This is a genomic window from Corynebacterium sp. HMSC062A03, assembly GCF_001811145.1.
Lineage (GTDB): Bacteria > Actinomycetota > Actinomycetes > Mycobacteriales > Mycobacteriaceae > Corynebacterium > Corynebacterium aurimucosum.
The window spans coordinates 132,841-149,654 of record NZ_KV803651.1; the positions used below are offsets into that span (position 1 = coordinate 132,841).

Below are 16,814 nucleotides of genomic sequence, written 5' to 3' on the forward strand. Positions count from 1 at the left end.
CTAAGTATCCGCAGCACTCAGGCATGGGACTGCACTCTTCGCAACACGCGCCGCGAGCGCGCAGTTAACTGCGAAACCTGTCCGCAAGCTGATTTTTTGGTTGAAACAATCTGGATGTCATGACACGGTGGACGAGTTAGCGATTCCCGCAGCAAGGAGGGGAAATGGTAGCGATTACTGCCAAGAATCTGTACAAGGTCTTTGGCAAACATGCCAAGAGAGGGGTGGAATCCCTCAAGAATGGGTCTACTCGTGAAGATCTCCGCGAGCAGGGCCTCACCGCCGCGGTGATTGATGCCAGCTTTGAGGTTGAACCGGGGGAGATCTTCGTTGTTATGGGCCTGTCGGGCTCCGGAAAGTCCACGCTCATCCGAATGATCAACGGTCTGTGGGATGCCACCTCAGGCGAGATTTTCATTGGCGACCAAAACTTAGCAGCCATGTCGGAAGAGGAGCTACGCGCTGTAAGACGCGACCGCATCTCCATGGTTTTCCAGTCCTTCGCTTTGCTACCCCACCGCACTGTCGGTGAGAACGCGGCGTATGGGCTGGAAATCAAGGGCGTCGGAAAGCAAGAGCGTGAGACCAAGGCAGAGGAAGCCTTGGCCATGGTGGGGCTCGAAGGCTGGGCTGATTCCATGCCAGACGAGCTCTCCGGCGGCATGCAGCAGCGTGTGGGCCTCGCCCGTGCGCTGGCAGCAGATACAGACATCCTGCTCATGGATGAGGCGTTCTCCGCATTGGACCCGCTCATCCGCAAGGACATGCAGGATCAGCTCATCGACCTACAGGCTTCCCTCAACAAGACCATCGTCTTTATTACCCACGATCTCAACGAAGCCATGCGTATTGGTGACCACATCGCCATGATGCGCGACGGCCGAGTGGAACAAATTGGTACCGCCGAAGAGATTTTGCAAAACCCCGCCAATAATTACGTGGCCGACTTCGTTAAGGATGTCGACCGCTCCCGCGTACTCAATGCGGAGAATATCGTCGAACGCCCACAGAACACCCTAAACGCGAGCCAGGGCCCGCTCACCGCGCAAAAGCTCCTGCGCGAATCTCAAAACTCCTGGCTCGTGGTGCTCAATGCCGACCGCACACCAGCCGGCGTGGTCTGGGAAGAGGACATCGCCAAGGCGGTGCGCAACGGCAACAGCGAGCTGCCACTGGATTCCAGCACCACGCACATTGTCCATGAGGGCCAGAACATTGCGGAGCTCTTCGGATATGCCGCCGACACCACGACCCCTCTGCTCGTTGTCGACGGAAACGGCAAGTTCACCGGTGTTATTCCGCGCGTGACTCTCTTGTCCGCCGCATCGAGTGACATCGACACCACTGGAGAGGAGAACTAAGCCATGGATCAAAACGCATTGCCCCGCATCCCCGTGGGCGATTGGGTCTCGGACGGCATTGACTGGCTCACCGATAACGCCGCCGTGCTTTTCGACGCCTTCTCCGCCATCATGAGCTTCCTCATTGACGGTTTCTCAGAGGTGCTCCTCTCCGTCCCTGGCATCATCATGCTCGTCATCTTGGCGTTGTTGGGTTGGTTCTTCCGCTCGCCCAAGTTCGCCATCGGCTCCGCCCTGGGCTTTTTGCTGGTGATGTGCATGCGCCAATGGGACACCATGTTGGAGACCATGTCGCTGGTGCTCATTGCTACTTTGTCTGCCACCATCCTGGCGGTTCCACTGGGCATTTGGGCAGCAAAGTCGAACACTGCCAGCGCGATCATCCGCCCCATCATGGACTTCATGCAGACCATGCCGGCCTTTGTCTACCTCATCCCAGCGGTGACATTCTTCTCTATCGGCGTGGTCCCGGGCATTTTCTCCACCATCATCTTCGCGCTGCCTCCGGGTGTGCGCATGACCGAACTGGGCATCCGCCAGGTGGATAGCGAAACCGTAGAGGCCGGCAAGTCCTACGGTGCCACCAATTGGCAGATCCTCAAGGGCATCCAGCTCCCGCTGGCCGTGCCGACCATCATGGCCGGTATTAACCAGGTCATCATGCTCTCGTTGTCCATGGCGGTCATCGCCGGCATGGTGGGCGCGGACGGCCTAGGCAAGGAAGTGGTCTCCGCCATTTCCACCCTGGATATTGCGCAGGGTGTTGAAGCCGGACTCGCTGTGGTTATCTTGGCTGTCTTCCTTGACCGCCTCACCGCGGCTCTGGGTTCGCTCAAGAGCTACCCGGCCTCGATTCTGAACTTGGTGCGCAAGTAATACCGCGCACGGAGAAACCCTAGACAGACCGAAAACAGTCAACACAAAGAACAAGAAGGACTCACAATGTTGAAAAACAAGATAGTGGCCGCCGTTTCTATTGCGGCTTTAGCTTGTGGTTTGGCCTCCTGCTCTTCCTCGGGCGAGGATAAGACTCTTACCCTCGGCTACATGCCTGCGTGGACCGATACGGTATCCGGGGCCAACCTCCTCAAAGAACAATTCACCGAAGCAGGTTATGACGTAGAGCTCGAAGAGCTCTCCGACGCCGCCGTGTTCTACACCGCACTCGATAACGGTGACATTGATATCTTCCCGCTGGCATGGAGCGAGCGTACTCACAAGAAATACATGGACCAGTACGGCGAGAACCTCGAAGACTTGGGAATTGGGTACGACAAGGCCGAAAGCTTCTTCGCGGTTCCCACCTATATGGACGATGTCAATTCCATCTCTGATCTCAAGGGGCAGGCGGATCGCTTCGGCGGGAAAATCGTCGGAATTGAACCCGGTGCAGGCCTGACTGAGCTGTCCTCCAACACCGTCGATGCTTATGGCTTGGAGGATGAAGGCTACACGTTGGCAACCTCCTCCACCCCAGCGATGCTGGCTGAGCTAGAAAATGCCATCGACAATCAAGAGGACATCGTCGTCACCCTCTGGAGCCCTTTCTGGGCCAACAGCCAGTACGACATCAAGCGCCTAGAGGATCCGGAAGGTTCCATGGGAGAGCCAGAGAACATGCACTGGCTCGCACGCAAGGGCTTTAGCGAGCAGTTCCCCGACGTCGCTGACTACCTCGGGAACCTCACTTTGGATCAGGAGCAGTACGAGTCCCTCGAAAACCTCATCGTCAACGAGTACGAGGATGGCGACGAAGACAAAGCCGTCCAAGAGTGGCTCGGTACCCATGGCGATGCTTTGCCCAAGCTCAATGACGCTTAAACCTCCGGCGTGAGTGGCACCGCGCCTATCATTACCATTTCGATATCTGAAAGGACCATCAAAAATGTTCTCCCGTAAGATTCTGGCCACCGTCTCTGCCCTCGCGCTGAGCGCTTCCCTCGTGGCCTGCTCCTCTGACTCCTCGGACTCCGCATCTGGCTCCGACAATGACGGTGACAAGGGCACCATCACCATGGGCTACATTCCGTCCTGGACCGATGGCCTGTCCACTGCCCACCTTCTTCAGAACAAGCTGGAGGAGGCCGGCTACACCGTTGAGCACGAGCAGCTTAACGACGCCGCCGTGGTCTACACCGCCCTCGCTTCCGGCGACATCGACATCTACCCGTCTGCCTGGTCCGAGTTCACCCACAAGCAGTACATGGACAAGTACTCCGACAAGATTGAGGACTATGGCGCCTACTACGGAAATGCCCGCCTGACCTGGGCAGTGCCGGAGTACATGGATGATGTCAACTCCATTGAGGACCTGAAGGGCCAGGCTGACCGCTTCGGCGGCCAGGTCGTGGGTATCGAGCCGGGCGCAGGCCTGACCAAGGCCTCCCAGGAGACCATCGAAGGCTACGAGCTGGACGGCTACAACCTGTCCACCTCTTCCACCCCGGCTATGCTTTCTGAGCTGAAGTCCGCTACCGACGCTGAGGAGGACATCGTAGTCACCCTGTGGCGTCCGTTCTGGGCTAACGCTAAGTTCCCAGTCAAGGACCTCGAGGACCCGAAGGGCACCCTGGGTGATACTGAGGGTCTGCACTGGCTAGCCCGCGACGGCTTCGAGGAGGACAACCCTGAGGTGGCCGAGTGGCTCAAGGGCCTGAAGCTGGATGATGAACAGTACGGCACCCTGGAAGACCTCGTGGTCAACGAGTACGGCGAAGGCAAGGAGCTGGAGGCCGTCCAGGAGTGGCTGGACAAGAACCCGGACGTGGTAAAGGACATCAAGTAAACTCCCTCACCCGCTCCTAGCGCTGAACCCGTAGCGCCGAACTAGCCCCGCATTGCGTAATCTGACGTGATGCGGGGCTTTGCCGATCCCGCTGCTTAGCTCGGCTACTCACCGTACTGCCATGCCGAGCAAGCTTTCCGAGCGGCCCTTCTTGATATACCGGCAACCGCCACACCTCACTCAAATAGCCCACCCCAATAGCAGTATTATCTTTCCTAATCTTCAAACGGGACAAATGCCCCGCGCTCAAGCCCATTCGCGCTCGTCGTCGCACTTTCACTTGCCGTACCACCCCACTACACATAAGTGCACGCTATACGTTCACAGAAAGTCTCCATGCTTTTACAAAGAAACGGCCAAGGTTTCAACAATAGTTGCCCCCTTTTCACCTAAAACCCCTGAACACAAGGCTACAATCCTGAGCGAGCACCCCCGCACATTACCCCCACTGACTGAAACAATCGGCTCAACCTTTACAAAGTCGGGCCGAAAGTAGGGGAAATCTAAAGAAGCCTAAGGGGCGAGACATGAAAGGCGACAAACATAAAGGCAAAGCTTAAAACTGCTGGTCAACTGGTCTTTCTGCGCCAAAGAGAGCTTTAATTTTAAGTGAAAGTACCGATCGGTACGCGGCAAAAAGCTGCCACTTAACCCTGAAGCAGAAAGAGGTGCCCACTATGTTCCGCCTCCACTTTAGACATACCGCCACAAAAATTGTCGTCCCGATTGCTGCCACCGCAGCACTCTTCGCTGGCTCCCTCAACACCCCTGCTCAGGCTGCTAGTTCCTTCGGTTCTTCCGCCCCGGCCGCGCTCCTCAATACAAAGCCCTCTGCTAGCGGCCCAGCCGCCCCAGCTCCCCGCGCATCCGCCAGTGTGCAAGGCATTATTAAGCAAACCAATGCCCAACGCGTGGCCAATGGCCTCGCACCGCTGCGTGTTGACACGAATCTGACCAACCTCGCACAAGACTGGGCCAACACCCTAAGCCGCGATGGCAAGACCCGACACCGCCCGAACTACTGGACCCACTACCCCGCCGGCCTGCCAGCCGGGGGCGAGAACGTCCTCCAGGCATGGAGCGACTACTCCGACGCCCGCGTTGTCCAGCTGTGGATGGACTCCCCCGGCCACCGCAGAAACCTGCTCGACCCCCGAGCCACGTCCGTGGGCATCGGCATGGCCATCGGTGCTGATGGCAAGCTGTATGCTGTGCAGAACTTTGGGCGGTAGGCTTCGTGCGCCCCGCTACTAAAAGCGCCCGGTAGAGAGATGGTTTTCTCTTTACAGGGCGCCATTCAGGGATTTTTGGATCGGCAGCCTCGGTACGCCCCCCGATCCCAGCGTTCGTGAGGATCACACGCTGAGGCTGCTTGCTGTTCAGAGCGGAAAGCAGCTGAGGCTGCTCACCTAGCGGAGCAGAAAGCTCGGCAAACTGCACCCGTCCATCAGGTACCAGCCGCACCAGCGCCTAGATTGTCGGTGAACGACTATGTAGGCTGCTGCGCCTTTAAAGGCAACCACCCGATAACCAGCTTTAACGATAAGGTTGCCCCAACGCAGAAATCGACTGCATCTCGCGCGTACAAATTAGGTAGCCTGACTTGACAGCATCTCCAACGTCAGGAAATCACAATGAATGATACTCATGCTCTGAGCACTCCCCGGCTTCTCCTTGCGGTGCCGACGGATGCCGATATTGACGCCATCTTCGCCATTCACTCGGATGCCCGCACCTACGAGCACCGCCCTGAACTGGCTATGAAGACTAGGGAGGAAGCCGTGGAGCTGGCACGCGCATGGCAAGCCAATTGGCGAGAGAAGCAGCTGGGCTACTACGTGGTGTCCACGCTTGATGGCAGCACTATTGGTTTCACCGGTGTGCGCCATAGCGAGGAAGCTGGTGAAGAAGTACTCAACCTCTACTACCGCTTCGCACCCGAATCACAGGGACAGGGCTTTGCCAAGGAGGCTGCGTCCGTTGCGATTGCCAGTGCGCGAGAACGTTTCCCGCAGCTCCCTGTCGTCGCCATCATCGACCCCACCAACGAGGCTTCGATTGCTCTAGCATTGAAGCTCGGTCTGCAGCACGTTCCCGGCGCAGGTGTGCCGGATGACTACGAGGTGTACCGCCTCTCCTAGGTTTCGGCCTTCCACGGCACCAACCCCTTGGTCGGGTACCGCGAGTCGACAGTGAAACGCTGGCACACCACCTGAGTGTCATCGTTGATGTCTAACTGCCCGATGTATTCAACGAACTCGGGTGAGCGCCAGAATTGTTCATGCCCGGCGCGCCATTCGTCGGCATTGATGTAGCCCTCGCCCTCGGCGATGGCGTGCTCGTCGCTGACGTCGGCGAGCCGACAGACCTGGACCTCGGTGATACAGATGACGCACACAACGTTGTCGTGTGAATCGAGGACTGCTTCGAGGTTGCCCACGTCCTCCTGCGGTCTGTAGCCGTGCGGATATTCGGCCAACAAGGACGTCGTAGTGGTCTTGGTGCTGTTCAGGATGGCGGTGACGAGGGCGTCGCGAAGCGGGCCAGGGAATGCGAACTCACCGCGGGGCAGTTCCGCTATAGGTTTCAAAGCGTCCTGAGTCATACGTTTACAGTACGTGGCCAGTTAAATGTTGCTGAGTGAGTACGTGCTCGCTTTCTGTTCAACCCGGCGGGATGCTCGCTCCCCCAAACTCGATTCATCCACGACGATGTCCGGGGAGTTTCCCTTGCGCCAAAGATGCTCCTTAAAGGGCTGGTAAACCAGCTTCTTTCCCAATCGCTCCATGCCGCGCCGCCACTTCCTATTGATAGCGGCGCGGCCTTTCTTCAAACTTCAAAGCTCTTCATAAACTTCAAAGAATTCACAAAATTCATAAACTTCACAAGACTTCAAAAGCTCTGTGGTCTAGAGTGAGGGACATGAATCCGAAACACACCAACCCTTTTACGGCTACTCTCGGCGCCACTCCCCCGCTGTTGGTTGGCCGCAGCGATGCCATTCGTGATTTCGGTTTTGCACTCGATGAAGGCCCTGGTGCCCATGAGAGGATCTCACTCATCATCGGACCACGCGGCATCGGCAAGACAGTCCTTCTAAACGCCTTCGAAGACGAAGCGCTCGAGCGCGGCTGGCTCACGCTCAGTGACACTGCAACGACCGGTTTTGTTGAGCGACTGCGTAGCAGCATTATTCAGCTTCTGGCTAAAGAGAGGAAGCAGCTCAAAGGCCTCAACGTCTCCATCCTCGGCATTGGAGGCGGGCTCAATTGGGATACTCGAGCTATTGCAGAGTCCACATATTCACTGCGCAATGCACTGAAAGATTTACTGGCCTACAAACGTGAACTAGACCGGAAATCCCGCCAGGAGCCCGGTGGGGTACTTGTAACACTGGATGAAATGCACCACCAACGCAGCCAGGAGCTCATAGAGTTCGGCGCCACGATTCAACATTTAGTTCGCGAGGGTGAGGACATTTCCGTTGTCATGGCAGGCATCCCGTCCTCAATTAGACCTCTGCTTTCCGGGAAGCTGAACAGTCGTGGCGACACCAATCCAGTCACCTTTCTTCGACGCGCCAACCGCATTGAACTGGGCAGAGTCTCCGATTCGGATGTACGTGAAGCACTGGAGGAACCCCTTCACAGCGCCGCCACCTCATGGTCACAGGACGCTTTGGAAACCGCGGTTGAGGCATGCCATGGATATCCATTCATGATTCAGCTCGTCGGCCAGTGCTCCTTTAGGGAAAAGGCGCGTACCGCTGACGGAGGTACCGAGATTTCTATCGACGCTGCTCAGCGAGGAGTCGCAACAGCACAGCGCAAGCTCGGCCAACTTGTTCATGAGCCAGCGCTGTCGGACCTCTCCCCCGTCGACCGAAGCTTTTTGGTCTACATGGCTCAAAGCGATGGCCCTTCCAAGATGGCGGATATCAAGGCACGCTTCAATAAGACTGATTCTTATGTAGGCAATTATCGCCGCCGGCTTCTCGACGCCGAAATGATCACCACCACGGGCCACGGCGAAGTCGATTTCGCCTTGCCGTACTTACGTGACTACCTCCGCGAGCACGCGGCAAGCCTTATAGCTGAAGACTTCGACGCCCAGTAGCGAGGCCTCCCTCGCCCTCGGACTGCACGCCACACCTACCCCCGCGCGTTTACATCTCTACTATTCGCGCAGAGTTTCCATTCCTCTCAAAGTTATTCATCCGGCTCGCCGGGGAATGCAGCACCTGCCAGCGTCGGTGTTGTCGAAGTGGTGGAGGGAGGGCGTCGCCAAGCGCGGCGTGAAACCGCACCGTGTGCGCGCTGGGACCGTCTGAATAAACGCGGATAATAGTATGCAAACCGCCGCAAAACCTGCGCCTACGTGGGTTTTCCTCGCTGTCGGGAGCTTGAAAAAGTTCAAACTTATCTTAGAATTGTCATCTAGTTCACACTTCCTCCTTGCGGTGCCGCCTCTCACTACGCACGTGGCTGACACGGTTCACCGCGCGCGAAGAAAGGTTCACGCAGATGACAACTCCCCCGCTGGGCGTGTGGTCCGAGGTTGGCAAGCTCCACCAAGTCATGGTGTGTGCGCCGGGGCTCGCGCACGAGCGGCTGACCCCCAGCAACTGTGAGGAGCTGCTGTTCGACGACGTCCTCTGGGTCGACGAGGCCAAGAAGCATCACGCGGAGTTCGTCACCAAGCTGCGCAGCTACGGCGTCGAGGTGCTGGAGATGCACAAGCTCTTGGAGGAGACCCTAGCCACCCCGGGCGGGCGTGACTTCATCTTGGACTTCAAGCTGCTGGATAAGAACGTCGGTGTGGGCATCGGCGGCGAGCTGCTCCACTGGTTCAACGAGATGTCCAACGCGCACCTGGCAGAGCTCCTCATCGGCGGACTGCCTTTCGCCGAAATCCCGAAAGGCTTAGGCCACGGCACCATCGACGCCATGCGTGAGATCTACGGGCCTGACGCTTTTGCGCTGCGCCCGCTGCCCAATACGCAGTACGCGCGCGATAACTCGGCGTGGATTTATGGCGGAGTCTCGCTCAACCCAATGCGCATGCCGGCGCGCCACCAGGAAACACTCCTGACGCGGGCTATCTACAACTATCACCCGCGGTTTGCGCAGGCAGATTTCCAATTTTGGTACGGAAATACCGATGAGGAGCCGGGTCTCGCAGCACTAGAGGGCGGTGACATCATGCCGATTGGCAAGGGCATCGTCCTCGTCGGCATGGGTGAGCGCACCACATGGCAGGGCGTGAGCCAGCTGGCCATGCGGCTCTTCGAGGAGAGTGCGGCGGAGAAGATCATCATCGCCGCCATGGCCGCTGACCGCGCATCAATGCACCTGGACACCGTACTCACTTTCTTGGACGCCGATAAGGTCACCGCCTACCCCAAGGTCGTGGGCACCATCCGGCCCATCGTCTTGCGCCCTTCGACGAGCACGGCGCCTTTCGACGTCGAACTGCCCACCCAGTCTTTCCTCGATGTCGTCGCCCAGGCGCTCGGCATCGGAAGCTTCGAGGTCATCGAAACCGGCGGGGATGTTTATACCGCCGCCCGCGAGCAGTGGGATGACGCCAATAACGTCGTAGCCATCGAGCCCGGCGTGGTGGTGGCCTATGACCGCAACAAGCACACCAATAAGAAGCTGCGAGCCGCCGGCATTGAGGTCGTCGAGATCGGCTCCGCGGAGCTAGGCCGCGGCCGCGGCGGCGGGCACTGCATGACCTGCCCCATCGTGCGCGAGGCGGTGGATTATTAGCGGCCCGATGGGAATATACTTTCGCATTACCCAGCACGTACCCCGCCCCGCATAAGGGAGAGCAGGCGGCGGGGTGAGGGGGACGTCGCCAAGCTCAGCGCCAATTGCACCGTAGTGCCCTCCGCGCGTTTCTTACCCCGAGTGAGAGATTCGGACATAGCAGGACCGTTAGTCCCCTCAACCTCACGGTAGAAAACGGGCAGAGTGAAGCACACTGCCAGCGGATTTGATTAGAACCGCTAAAATTCACCAACCCCATATAGGGTTAATCAAATTATTGTGCACGAAAGGTCAAAACACTGGCAGTCACCATATTGACATTGCTAACTCCCCCATCGTCCTAAGAAAAACCATTCCTACTTTTCCTAGGAGTGCGCTTCCGACACCTAGGATTGCTTCAGGATTAAATTAGTTCCCCATCATTCTTTGAGTTTCTTTAAGGACGGTATCCAGGTGCACATCAAGGGACTCCGCGTGCTCGCGCCGCTGACAGCTACAGCCGCGATGGTAACCGCGGTCTTCATCGCGCCCGTGGCACAGGCGGCCAGCATTCCGCCCATGCCACAGGCCTACCCCATCACGAACCTCTACAAGAGCTGCAGCGCAGCAGGCGAAGATATCACCACGCCGGAGTGGCACTTCGCAGAAACCGGCCGCCGTTACCTAAGCGACGGCACCCTGCAGTTCAAGAACACCACGAACCAGGAGGTGCCATACACCGCCTCCGTGGAAACGGGCACCAACCACAAGATTGAGGCCAACTCCAAGGCCGCTATGCCTTCTGGCTGGGACACCACCGCCAAGTCCGATATCGGGTTGAAGCTGAGTAACGGCTGGCAGGAGAAGGAAACCTTTGGCCCCATCACGCTCAAGCCGGGCGAGTCCTTCCGCGTGGAATACGGCGTGGTGGAAAAGGACTTCATCTCCATGTTCGTCGGCTGCAACGACGACCGTCTGGAGAACATGCCCGGTGCAAACGTCATCCGCGGCAAGGGCCCGGCCGAGCGCTATGCCTTTGCCTACATCATCAAGGCGGACGGCTCCGTTTCGGACCTGGCCATGGAGATTCCCTCCCGCTCCCCGGGCGCCAATTCCAAGCCCATCGAGGGCAACTACACCTCCGTATCCGGCCCCAGCCTGGAAAAGATTGCGGATCCAAAGAAGGATGAAATCATGCAGCCTTCCGAGGAACTGCAGCGCGATCCCTCCTGGCCCAAGGAGGGCGAGACCTGCGAAGGCCGCGATAGCTCCTGGTACCCGCTGGACATCACTGCGGTGAAGCCGACCTTCCGCAAGCCGGGCTACTCCACGGACTTCCTCAACTGGTCCAAGGGTGACTACGAGTACGCGCCGGTCACCGACTTCGTCGTCGGCGCCGAGCACGCGCCGTACACCAACTGGCAGGGCAACCGCGGGGATATCCCGAAGGGCTGGCTCGAATCCGTCGGCGCGGTCAAGCGCGCTTACATGCCGGTGGGAACTGAACTCGAGCACATCGACCTCGCTCCCGGCGAACGCGTGCGCGTGGAGTACGGCACCACCATGACCCGCATCAACTACCGCGAAATCCACTGCGGTAAGGACGGAAAGTACAGCCTGACCTCCAACTACAAGCAGACCACCGCACCCAGCGGCTTCTGGGCGGAGGCCACCATCACAAGCAAGGACGGCTCCACCCGCACCGAGGACGTCACCCCGGAGGAGTACCACAACCTCCCAGTCCCGACCCAGACCATCTACTAATCCCCCTTTTACTTCCCAAAGGAGAAATCACCATGTTCAAGACCAAGATTGCTTCCACCACCGCCGCCGTGGCCGTCGCTTGCGGCCTGATCGCTACCCCGGCCGCCAACGCCCTCCCGGCACGTGACCTGGGCCCGGCCAACCCGACCACCATTGGTGAGCACTGCACCAACCCGGGCGACACCGGCCAGACCGTTAAGATCAAGCGCACCTACTTCGACGGCTCCGCTGGCTCCTGGACCATCTCCAACTACAACGATGAGCCGCTGCCGGTGACCCGCTCCATCAAGGAAACCAAGACCAAGACCTGGAACGTCTCCGCCGGTGTGGACTTCAAGCTGCTGGATCTGATCAACTTCACCTTCTCCTCCAGCTACACCGACTCCCAGTCCTACGAGGTCGGCGAGCAGGTCGGCCCGTACAACATCGCTCCGGGCAAGACCGCCGTCATGCGCGCGGGTTGGGTGGTTTCCGACTTTGAGGGCCAGAAGACCATCTGCGGTTCCGATAACACCTGGCAGGCTAACGGCGACACCTTCACCGCTACCTTGCCGAAGGAGCGCCACGTGGAGGTCTCCACCCGCGACAACAACGATTGGGGCTAAGACGTGCTGAAGAAGTCCATCGCGCGCGCTGCCGCGAGCGTCTTCGCTGCGCTGAGCCTGCTGGCAGCCGCTCCCGTTGCCCACGCCGCTGACTTCGGCGGGGACTTCGAGCTGCCCCAGCGTTGGAACGATGATTTCAAGCCGGGCACGCACTGCGCAACACCCGGTGAGAATGGCACCTATGTCACCGCCACTCGCCGCTGGTTCAAGCAGACGGATGCCACCAGCGTGGCCAACCGTAACGATGAGCCCGTGCCGGTCAGCCACACCGTGACCCAGGCCCGCACTCAGACCATTGAGGTCTCCGGCTCCATCAAGGGCGAGGGCGAACTGGCCAAGGTGCTGACCCAGACCTACGGTTTCAACTATGTCCACGAGCAGCACTGGAAGCTCAACCAAGAGGTTGGCCCGTACACTCTGCCGGCGAACTCCCAGGGCAAGCTGGTGTGGGGCTTTACCATGCTCGACACCGACGGGCAGGACGTTCGCTGCAACGCTGATCAGGAATGGGAGGCCGTGGGCAAGCCCTACTCCGCCACCGTTCCGGAGGCGCGCTACTCCGAGCTGCAGCTTGGCGATGCCCCCGTCTGGAACTAACCCAGCTATCTCACCCGCCCAGACTTTACAAAAGAGGGCACCTTCACACCGCTTCGCAGCGGCCGAGGGTGCCCTCTTTTTGGCGTTTCACAGCATGATCAAACGGCAGCGGGAGCATTGCAGAACGGCAATGGGAACCTTGCAGAATGGCAACGAAGTCTTTGCAGAACGGCAGCGCGAGCATTGCGGAACCACAACAGCGCAGGCGATTCCTACCAATAGGTGACAACCACTGGGCGATGCTAATCTCGTCGCTCTGGCACGGCTAACCCGCGACGCCGAACGGCCTCCACGCATTTCGAGGACCACGAATATACTGCGCCACATGCCTCATCGAATCTTTTCCGTGCCCTTCGCCGACATCTATCCGCACTACGTCAACAAAGTGGAGCGCAAAGGCAGGACTGTCAGCGAGCTCCACGAAGTCATCACCTGGCTTACCGGCTACTCGGTTGAAGGACTGGGGAGGGTCCGGGAGCAAAAGATCACCCTCGAGGAGTTCTTCGAGCAGGCCCCTCAACTGAACCCGTCTCGCCACCTCATCACTGGCAGCATCTGCGGGCACCGTGTCCAGGACATCGAGGACCCACTGATGCAGAATATTCGGTACCTGGACAAGCTCGTTGACGAGCTAGCCAAAGGAAAGGCCATGGCGAAAATCCTTCGCGGCTAGTATTCGCCAACTGCGCTATTCAAAGCTTCAAGCTTTAAGCCACAAAGGGGTACGGCGGCGCGGTCTTCTCACGGAAGAAGTAGCGCGCGTGCGTATGGCGGACGGATTCTAAATTCTTAGCGCCAATCGCCACAATCTCGACGTCAGGATCCTTATTTACTTGATCCAGTCTATGACGAGCGCGGGTTCCCTCGATGAGGGATTCGTACTCAGTTACTTCCAGTGCACCTGTCGGTCGATGGTATTTAATCAAATAGGCTGGCATCGATTTATTCTCCCTCCACGTCACGTTGAACTCGGCGTTCTTCGAATTCATGGATTAATTTATCTAGCATCTTATACATGCTACGTCGCAATTGACGTGCTTCTCTTTGCGTTGTATCAGCAGGTTGGTTGCCTTCGAAAGGCTCAGTAAGAATATCGACGAGCTTTTCCACCCTGTTTACGACTTCGGACAGTTCATGCAAAGCGCGGGTCTCAATCTCAAATCCTGCCGGAATTTTTCCGCCGAATTCGAGGTATCGGATTTCTCTCCCCTACAAGTCTCCTGCCATTTCATAAAGGTTTGCCCACTGCGACTGAAGCGCCGTTCGTAACTGAATTTCTGCACGCCCGGCCTCAGACATCACATGTAGGTGCACCGCGCGATAGCCCGAGTGCGGTTCCTCGCGCATGTCCCGGAGCTCTACCTTCCTCGCCCCAGCCTTCATAAGATCTCGAGAAAGAAGCTCCGCCAGTATCGATTGTTCCTTTAGAGTCACGTCGAGATCCAGCCGTACTCCAGAGACGTCTTGGATATTCTCCAAAGGAAAGCTCGGCATTCGACTCAACTTCTCCCTCAACGTGTCTCGTGTTTTTACACGAGAACCCAGGAAGTATGTATCTGAATCTGGCTCCACAATCGAGTCTGAACTCAGCGTCAACCGATTATCAAGTTGTGCCATGGTCTGACCTGCTTTTTGAATTATCGCATCACACAGGGCTGATTGCTGGCCCAAGAACAGACCAAACCGTTCCTCATCAACCGCTTCCCCATTCCGTAACGCACTTCCTATTCGATGTACTTGTCTCTTACTAAACGTCGTCGGCTTGTGTTCCAAGAACCTCAAGGTTCCCCCTTCTTCGATAATGGCAACCCCCAAGACGAAGTGTTGCCTGTAGCTCCAGACACCCTTGCTAGACCGCGTGCGTGCGGACGTGCATTCCCCCACCTCTTGGATGCCTGCTCTAAAGAATACGAGGGTGCCCGGACATCAACACCACAATGTCGCTCATGCGTTCGATGGTCAATTTCAAACGCACACCCCAGAAGTCAAGAGAAGACACACCCCACCTTCAGCTTTGCCATACTTAACGCATGACTTCGCTAGAAACTTGTGCCAGCGACTGGGCGGAAACAATTGCGGCCGCACTCGAGCGCGAATTCCCCGCCGCGATGCACCACACAAGCGCTTCCACAGAAGACTGCGACGTGCGCCCCGCAAGCTGCACCCCAGTTTCTACGGTTGTTTCAACTGGCACTCCAGCGTCCACATGCAGTATTCCGGCGCGCTACTAAACAAGGTTCTCGGACCGGAGTCCCCCACCAGTCTTGCCGCGCTTCTCGACGATCGCCTCAGCACAGAAGCCCTCACCACGGAATACAACTACCTCCTTGCCCACCCCGGATATGAAATACCCTATGGGCGCGCCTGGCTGCTGCAGCTCGCCTCGGTTCTCCTTTTTGGCGACGACCACAACTACCCGCTCGAATGGGAGCTGTCTGGGCACGATTTCCTGTCCAACGGACTATCGGAGGCGCTACTCATGTCGCGCGTTCTGCCGGATTTCCCGCGTTGGTTTGTTTCCTTTCTCCCCCGTCGCTCCGAAGCGCTGGACTTCTTGACCACGATCCCAGAGGTACTCGACCCAACCGATGGCCGTTTGGCCCACCTCTACGGCCTAGCGCTGACCAGGGCGTGGATGCTCATTGAACTCGCTGAGCATTTCGACGCCTCCGTCCTACCCCGCGCACAGGCGCTTGCTGCCAGCGCACAACCGCAGCTTGTCGACGGCCACTTCATGTCCACCCACTGGCTCATCACCTACGCACTACGCTTTCAGCTCGCCTGTGAGGGAAAACGCGTGGATGAGCTTCGGTAACAAGTGATTCATAACGCGCACTTAAGGAATGGTTACTGAGCGAGTAGTACTGTAATTTTCTAATTATCGTTCTTCTCAGGAGCTCACCATGGATTCTCGCTACTCGGCACAGCGCGATAGCTACCGCCTGCCGGAAGAAGGAATCCGTATTGATCTTCGTGCTGAGCGTGCACGCCGTAGCCGCTCTCTTCAAGGCCGCGCGGACGCTACCCTTGAGCGCTCGGCCTACCGGCCGCGACGCCGCCCCAGCCAAGAACGGTTAACTTCTCCCTCTTCGACCGCTACCCCTTCACGGCGATCCGCTTCCCTGTCGGCGCCTACCCAACAAACACCAACACGAACAGCACCGACGAGAAAACAAGGAACTTCACCACGGCGCCACACAGCGCGCCATCGCCAGCCTGACAGCCGTCGCGGGATGGGGGTCCTCCTGATTCTGGCGTTGGTGTTCCTCGGGATTGTCGCCGCTCTCAAATTCAATAAGGAGCCAGAAACACCCGCCCCGCAACCCACCGACGTGGTCGCGGAACCTGCCGCAGTCATCGAACCCTCCCCCGCAGTCGAAATGTACATCCCCGCGATTGACGTACGCACAGATTTCGAGGAAGGCTCCTGCCGAGTCAAAGACAACAAGATCAATCCGGACTCGATGAATAAGGCCTGCACCTATACCGCGGAGGATAAGCCCTATTCACTTCCCGGTACGGATGCACAGGACATCGTGGTTATCGCCGGGCATACTGGCGCGGGTGTGCCGGCAGTATTTAATAATCTCTACGACGGCCGGGCAGACGAGCACAAGGCTTCAATAGGCGACAAGCTATACCTGCGCACGCAGAACTCCGGCGATCAGTGGCTGGTATACACCGCGACAGATCTGCACGATCCCTCAAAGGACGGTCTCGAGCAGGACGAGAGCATCTGGGGCGCCGATGCCCAGCCCGGCCGCCTGCTCACCATCAGCTGCATCCAGCCAGCCAACCCACTGGCAGCGGCGGTACGCAATGCCGTGGTGGGATGGCAGTTTGAAGGCGTAGCCGAAACGCCTGAAGCTGCCACTAACCAAGGCTAGAGCCTCCTGCTGTACCCCCATAGAGGGGGATCCTCAGGCCACTACGCTTCTATCGAAAATTTTCC

At 58.1% G+C, this 16,814-nt stretch carries 17 protein-coding genes; 14 read left to right on the top strand and 3 right to left on the bottom strand.

Annotated features, from left to right (window positions below; all coding sequences use genetic code 11):
• Positions 1-164 precede the first annotated feature (164 nt).
• The 6 genes from HMPREF2781_RS02910 (at position 165) to HMPREF2781_RS02935 (ending at position 6,287) form a co-directional block, all read left to right on the top strand.
• The gene (locus HMPREF2781_RS02910) at positions 165-1,361 is read left to right on the top strand and encodes a quaternary amine ABC transporter ATP-binding protein (protein ID WP_070644303.1); all 1,197 of its coding nucleotides are present in this window, start codon (positions 165-167) and stop codon (positions 1,359-1,361) included.
• A 3-nt stretch (positions 1,362-1,364) separates the two neighbouring features.
• Positions 1,365-2,237, top strand: a complete 873-nt coding sequence (locus tag HMPREF2781_RS02915; protein ID WP_070446289.1) for an ABC transporter permease — start codon at positions 1,365-1,367, stop codon at positions 2,235-2,237.
• Positions 2,238-2,303: 66 nt separating this feature from the next.
• Entirely contained in the window at positions 2,304-3,182 is an 879-nt protein-coding gene (locus HMPREF2781_RS02920; RefSeq protein WP_070644306.1) for a glycine betaine ABC transporter substrate-binding protein, read from the top strand.
• A gap of 64 nt (positions 3,183-3,246) precedes the next feature.
• Positions 3,247-4,146, top strand: coding sequence for a glycine betaine ABC transporter substrate-binding protein (locus HMPREF2781_RS02925; protein ID WP_070644309.1), 900 nt, complete (start codon positions 3,247-3,249; stop codon positions 4,144-4,146).
• 677 nt (positions 4,147-4,823) lie between these two features.
• On the top strand, positions 4,824-5,378 hold the full coding sequence (locus HMPREF2781_RS02930; RefSeq protein WP_070644310.1) for a CAP domain-containing protein: 555 nt from the start codon (positions 4,824-4,826) through the stop codon (positions 5,376-5,378).
• Positions 5,379-5,780: 402 nt separating this feature from the next.
• Complete coding sequence (locus tag HMPREF2781_RS02935; protein WP_070644312.1) at positions 5,781-6,287, top strand: GNAT family N-acetyltransferase; 507 nt, start codon at positions 5,781-5,783, stop codon at positions 6,285-6,287.
• Here HMPREF2781_RS02935 and HMPREF2781_RS02940 read toward each other — a convergent pair.
• Complete coding sequence (locus tag HMPREF2781_RS02940; RefSeq protein ID WP_070644315.1) at positions 6,284-6,751, bottom strand: ASCH domain-containing protein; 468 nt, start codon at positions 6,749-6,751, stop codon at positions 6,284-6,286. The genes HMPREF2781_RS02935 and HMPREF2781_RS02940 overlap by 4 nt on opposite strands.
• A gap of 317 nt (positions 6,752-7,068) precedes the next feature.
• Between HMPREF2781_RS02940 and HMPREF2781_RS02945 the strand changes: the two genes are divergently transcribed.
• The 6 genes from HMPREF2781_RS02945 (at position 7,069) to HMPREF2781_RS02970 (ending at position 13,535) form a co-directional block, all read left to right on the top strand.
• Positions 7,069-8,262 (top strand): ATP-binding protein, encoded by a 1,194-nt coding sequence (locus HMPREF2781_RS02945; RefSeq protein ID WP_083308512.1) that lies wholly within the window; start codon positions 7,069-7,071, stop codon positions 8,260-8,262.
• A gap of 407 nt (positions 8,263-8,669) precedes the next feature.
• The gene (locus HMPREF2781_RS02950) at positions 8,670-9,917 is read left to right on the top strand and encodes an arginine deiminase (RefSeq protein ID WP_070644316.1); all 1,248 of its coding nucleotides are present in this window, start codon (positions 8,670-8,672) and stop codon (positions 9,915-9,917) included.
• Positions 9,918-10,421: 504 nt separating this feature from the next.
• Positions 10,422-11,660, top strand: coding sequence for a hypothetical protein (locus HMPREF2781_RS02955; RefSeq protein ID WP_210385994.1), 1,239 nt, complete (start codon positions 10,422-10,424; stop codon positions 11,658-11,660).
• A 32-nt stretch (positions 11,661-11,692) separates the two neighbouring features.
• Positions 11,693-12,265, top strand: coding sequence for a hypothetical protein (locus tag HMPREF2781_RS02960; RefSeq protein WP_070644318.1), 573 nt, complete (start codon positions 11,693-11,695; stop codon positions 12,263-12,265).
• A 3-nt stretch (positions 12,266-12,268) separates the two neighbouring features.
• Positions 12,269-12,862, top strand: a complete 594-nt coding sequence (locus HMPREF2781_RS02965) for a hypothetical protein (protein WP_070644320.1) — start codon at positions 12,269-12,271, stop codon at positions 12,860-12,862.
• Between the two features lie 325 nt (positions 12,863-13,187).
• On the top strand, positions 13,188-13,535 hold the full coding sequence (locus HMPREF2781_RS02970; RefSeq protein WP_070446309.1) for a DUF2200 domain-containing protein: 348 nt from the start codon (positions 13,188-13,190) through the stop codon (positions 13,533-13,535).
• Positions 13,536-13,569: 34 nt separating this feature from the next.
• Here the strand turns inward: HMPREF2781_RS02970 and HMPREF2781_RS02975 are convergent, their stop codons facing one another.
• Together HMPREF2781_RS02975 and HMPREF2781_RS12695 are read right to left on the bottom strand one after the other, a co-directional pair.
• A complete protein-coding gene (locus tag HMPREF2781_RS02975; protein ID WP_236659317.1) occupies positions 13,570-13,851 on the bottom strand; it encodes a hypothetical protein in 282 nt (93 codons plus the stop codon).
• 220 nt (positions 13,852-14,071) lie between these two features.
• Entirely contained in the window at positions 14,072-14,479 is a 408-nt protein-coding gene (locus HMPREF2781_RS12695; RefSeq protein WP_246815740.1) for a nucleotidyltransferase family protein, read from the bottom strand.
• Between the two features lie 274 nt (positions 14,480-14,753).
• On the opposite strand from HMPREF2781_RS12695, the gene HMPREF2781_RS12130 reads away from it, so the two are divergent.
• Together HMPREF2781_RS12130 and HMPREF2781_RS02990 are read left to right on the top strand one after the other, a co-directional pair.
• Entirely contained in the window at positions 14,754-15,677 is a 924-nt protein-coding gene (locus tag HMPREF2781_RS12130; RefSeq protein ID WP_141750566.1) for a DUF2891 family protein, read from the top strand.
• Positions 15,678-16,095: 418 nt separating this feature from the next.
• Positions 16,096-16,749, top strand: coding sequence for a sortase family protein (locus HMPREF2781_RS02990; RefSeq protein WP_246821760.1), 654 nt, complete (start codon positions 16,096-16,098; stop codon positions 16,747-16,749).
• Positions 16,750-16,814: the final 65 nt, after the last annotated feature.

Bases quoted from the DNA above. Each gene is read 5' to 3' on its own strand.
- HMPREF2781_RS02915 (WP_070446289.1), top strand. From the start codon at position 1,365: ATGGATCAAAACGCATTGCCCCGCATCCCCGTGGGCGATTGGGTCTCG.
- HMPREF2781_RS12695 (WP_246815740.1), bottom strand. From the start codon at position 14,479: ATGGCACAACTTGATAATCGGTTGACGCTGAGTTCAGACTCGATTGTG.
- HMPREF2781_RS02970 (WP_070446309.1), top strand. From the start codon at position 13,188: ATGCCTCATCGAATCTTTTCCGTGCCCTTCGCCGACATCTATCCGCAC.
- HMPREF2781_RS02990 (WP_246821760.1), top strand. From the start codon at position 16,096: ATGGGGGTCCTCCTGATTCTGGCGTTGGTGTTCCTCGGGATTGTCGCC.
- HMPREF2781_RS02910 (WP_070644303.1), top strand. From the start codon at position 165: ATGGTAGCGATTACTGCCAAGAATCTGTACAAGGTCTTTGGCAAACAT.
- HMPREF2781_RS02945 (WP_083308512.1), top strand. From the start codon at position 7,069: ATGAATCCGAAACACACCAACCCTTTTACGGCTACTCTCGGCGCCACT.
- HMPREF2781_RS02940 (WP_070644315.1), bottom strand. From the start codon at position 6,751: ATGACTCAGGACGCTTTGAAACCTATAGCGGAACTGCCCCGCGGTGAG.
- HMPREF2781_RS02950 (WP_070644316.1), top strand. From the start codon at position 8,670: ATGACAACTCCCCCGCTGGGCGTGTGGTCCGAGGTTGGCAAGCTCCAC.
- HMPREF2781_RS02930 (WP_070644310.1), top strand. From the start codon at position 4,824: ATGTTCCGCCTCCACTTTAGACATACCGCCACAAAAATTGTCGTCCCG.
- HMPREF2781_RS02935 (WP_070644312.1), top strand. From the start codon at position 5,781: ATGAATGATACTCATGCTCTGAGCACTCCCCGGCTTCTCCTTGCGGTG.
- HMPREF2781_RS02960 (WP_070644318.1), top strand. From the start codon at position 11,693: ATGTTCAAGACCAAGATTGCTTCCACCACCGCCGCCGTGGCCGTCGCT.
- HMPREF2781_RS02920 (WP_070644306.1), top strand. From the start codon at position 2,304: ATGTTGAAAAACAAGATAGTGGCCGCCGTTTCTATTGCGGCTTTAGCT.
- HMPREF2781_RS12130 (WP_141750566.1), top strand. From the start codon at position 14,754: ATGCCTGCTCTAAAGAATACGAGGGTGCCCGGACATCAACACCACAAT.
- HMPREF2781_RS02955 (WP_210385994.1), top strand. From the start codon at position 10,422: ATGGTAACCGCGGTCTTCATCGCGCCCGTGGCACAGGCGGCCAGCATT.
- HMPREF2781_RS02975 (WP_236659317.1), bottom strand. From the start codon at position 13,851: ATGAATTCGAAGAACGCCGAGTTCAACGTGACGTGGAGGGAGAATAAA.
- HMPREF2781_RS02925 (WP_070644309.1), top strand. From the start codon at position 3,247: ATGTTCTCCCGTAAGATTCTGGCCACCGTCTCTGCCCTCGCGCTGAGC.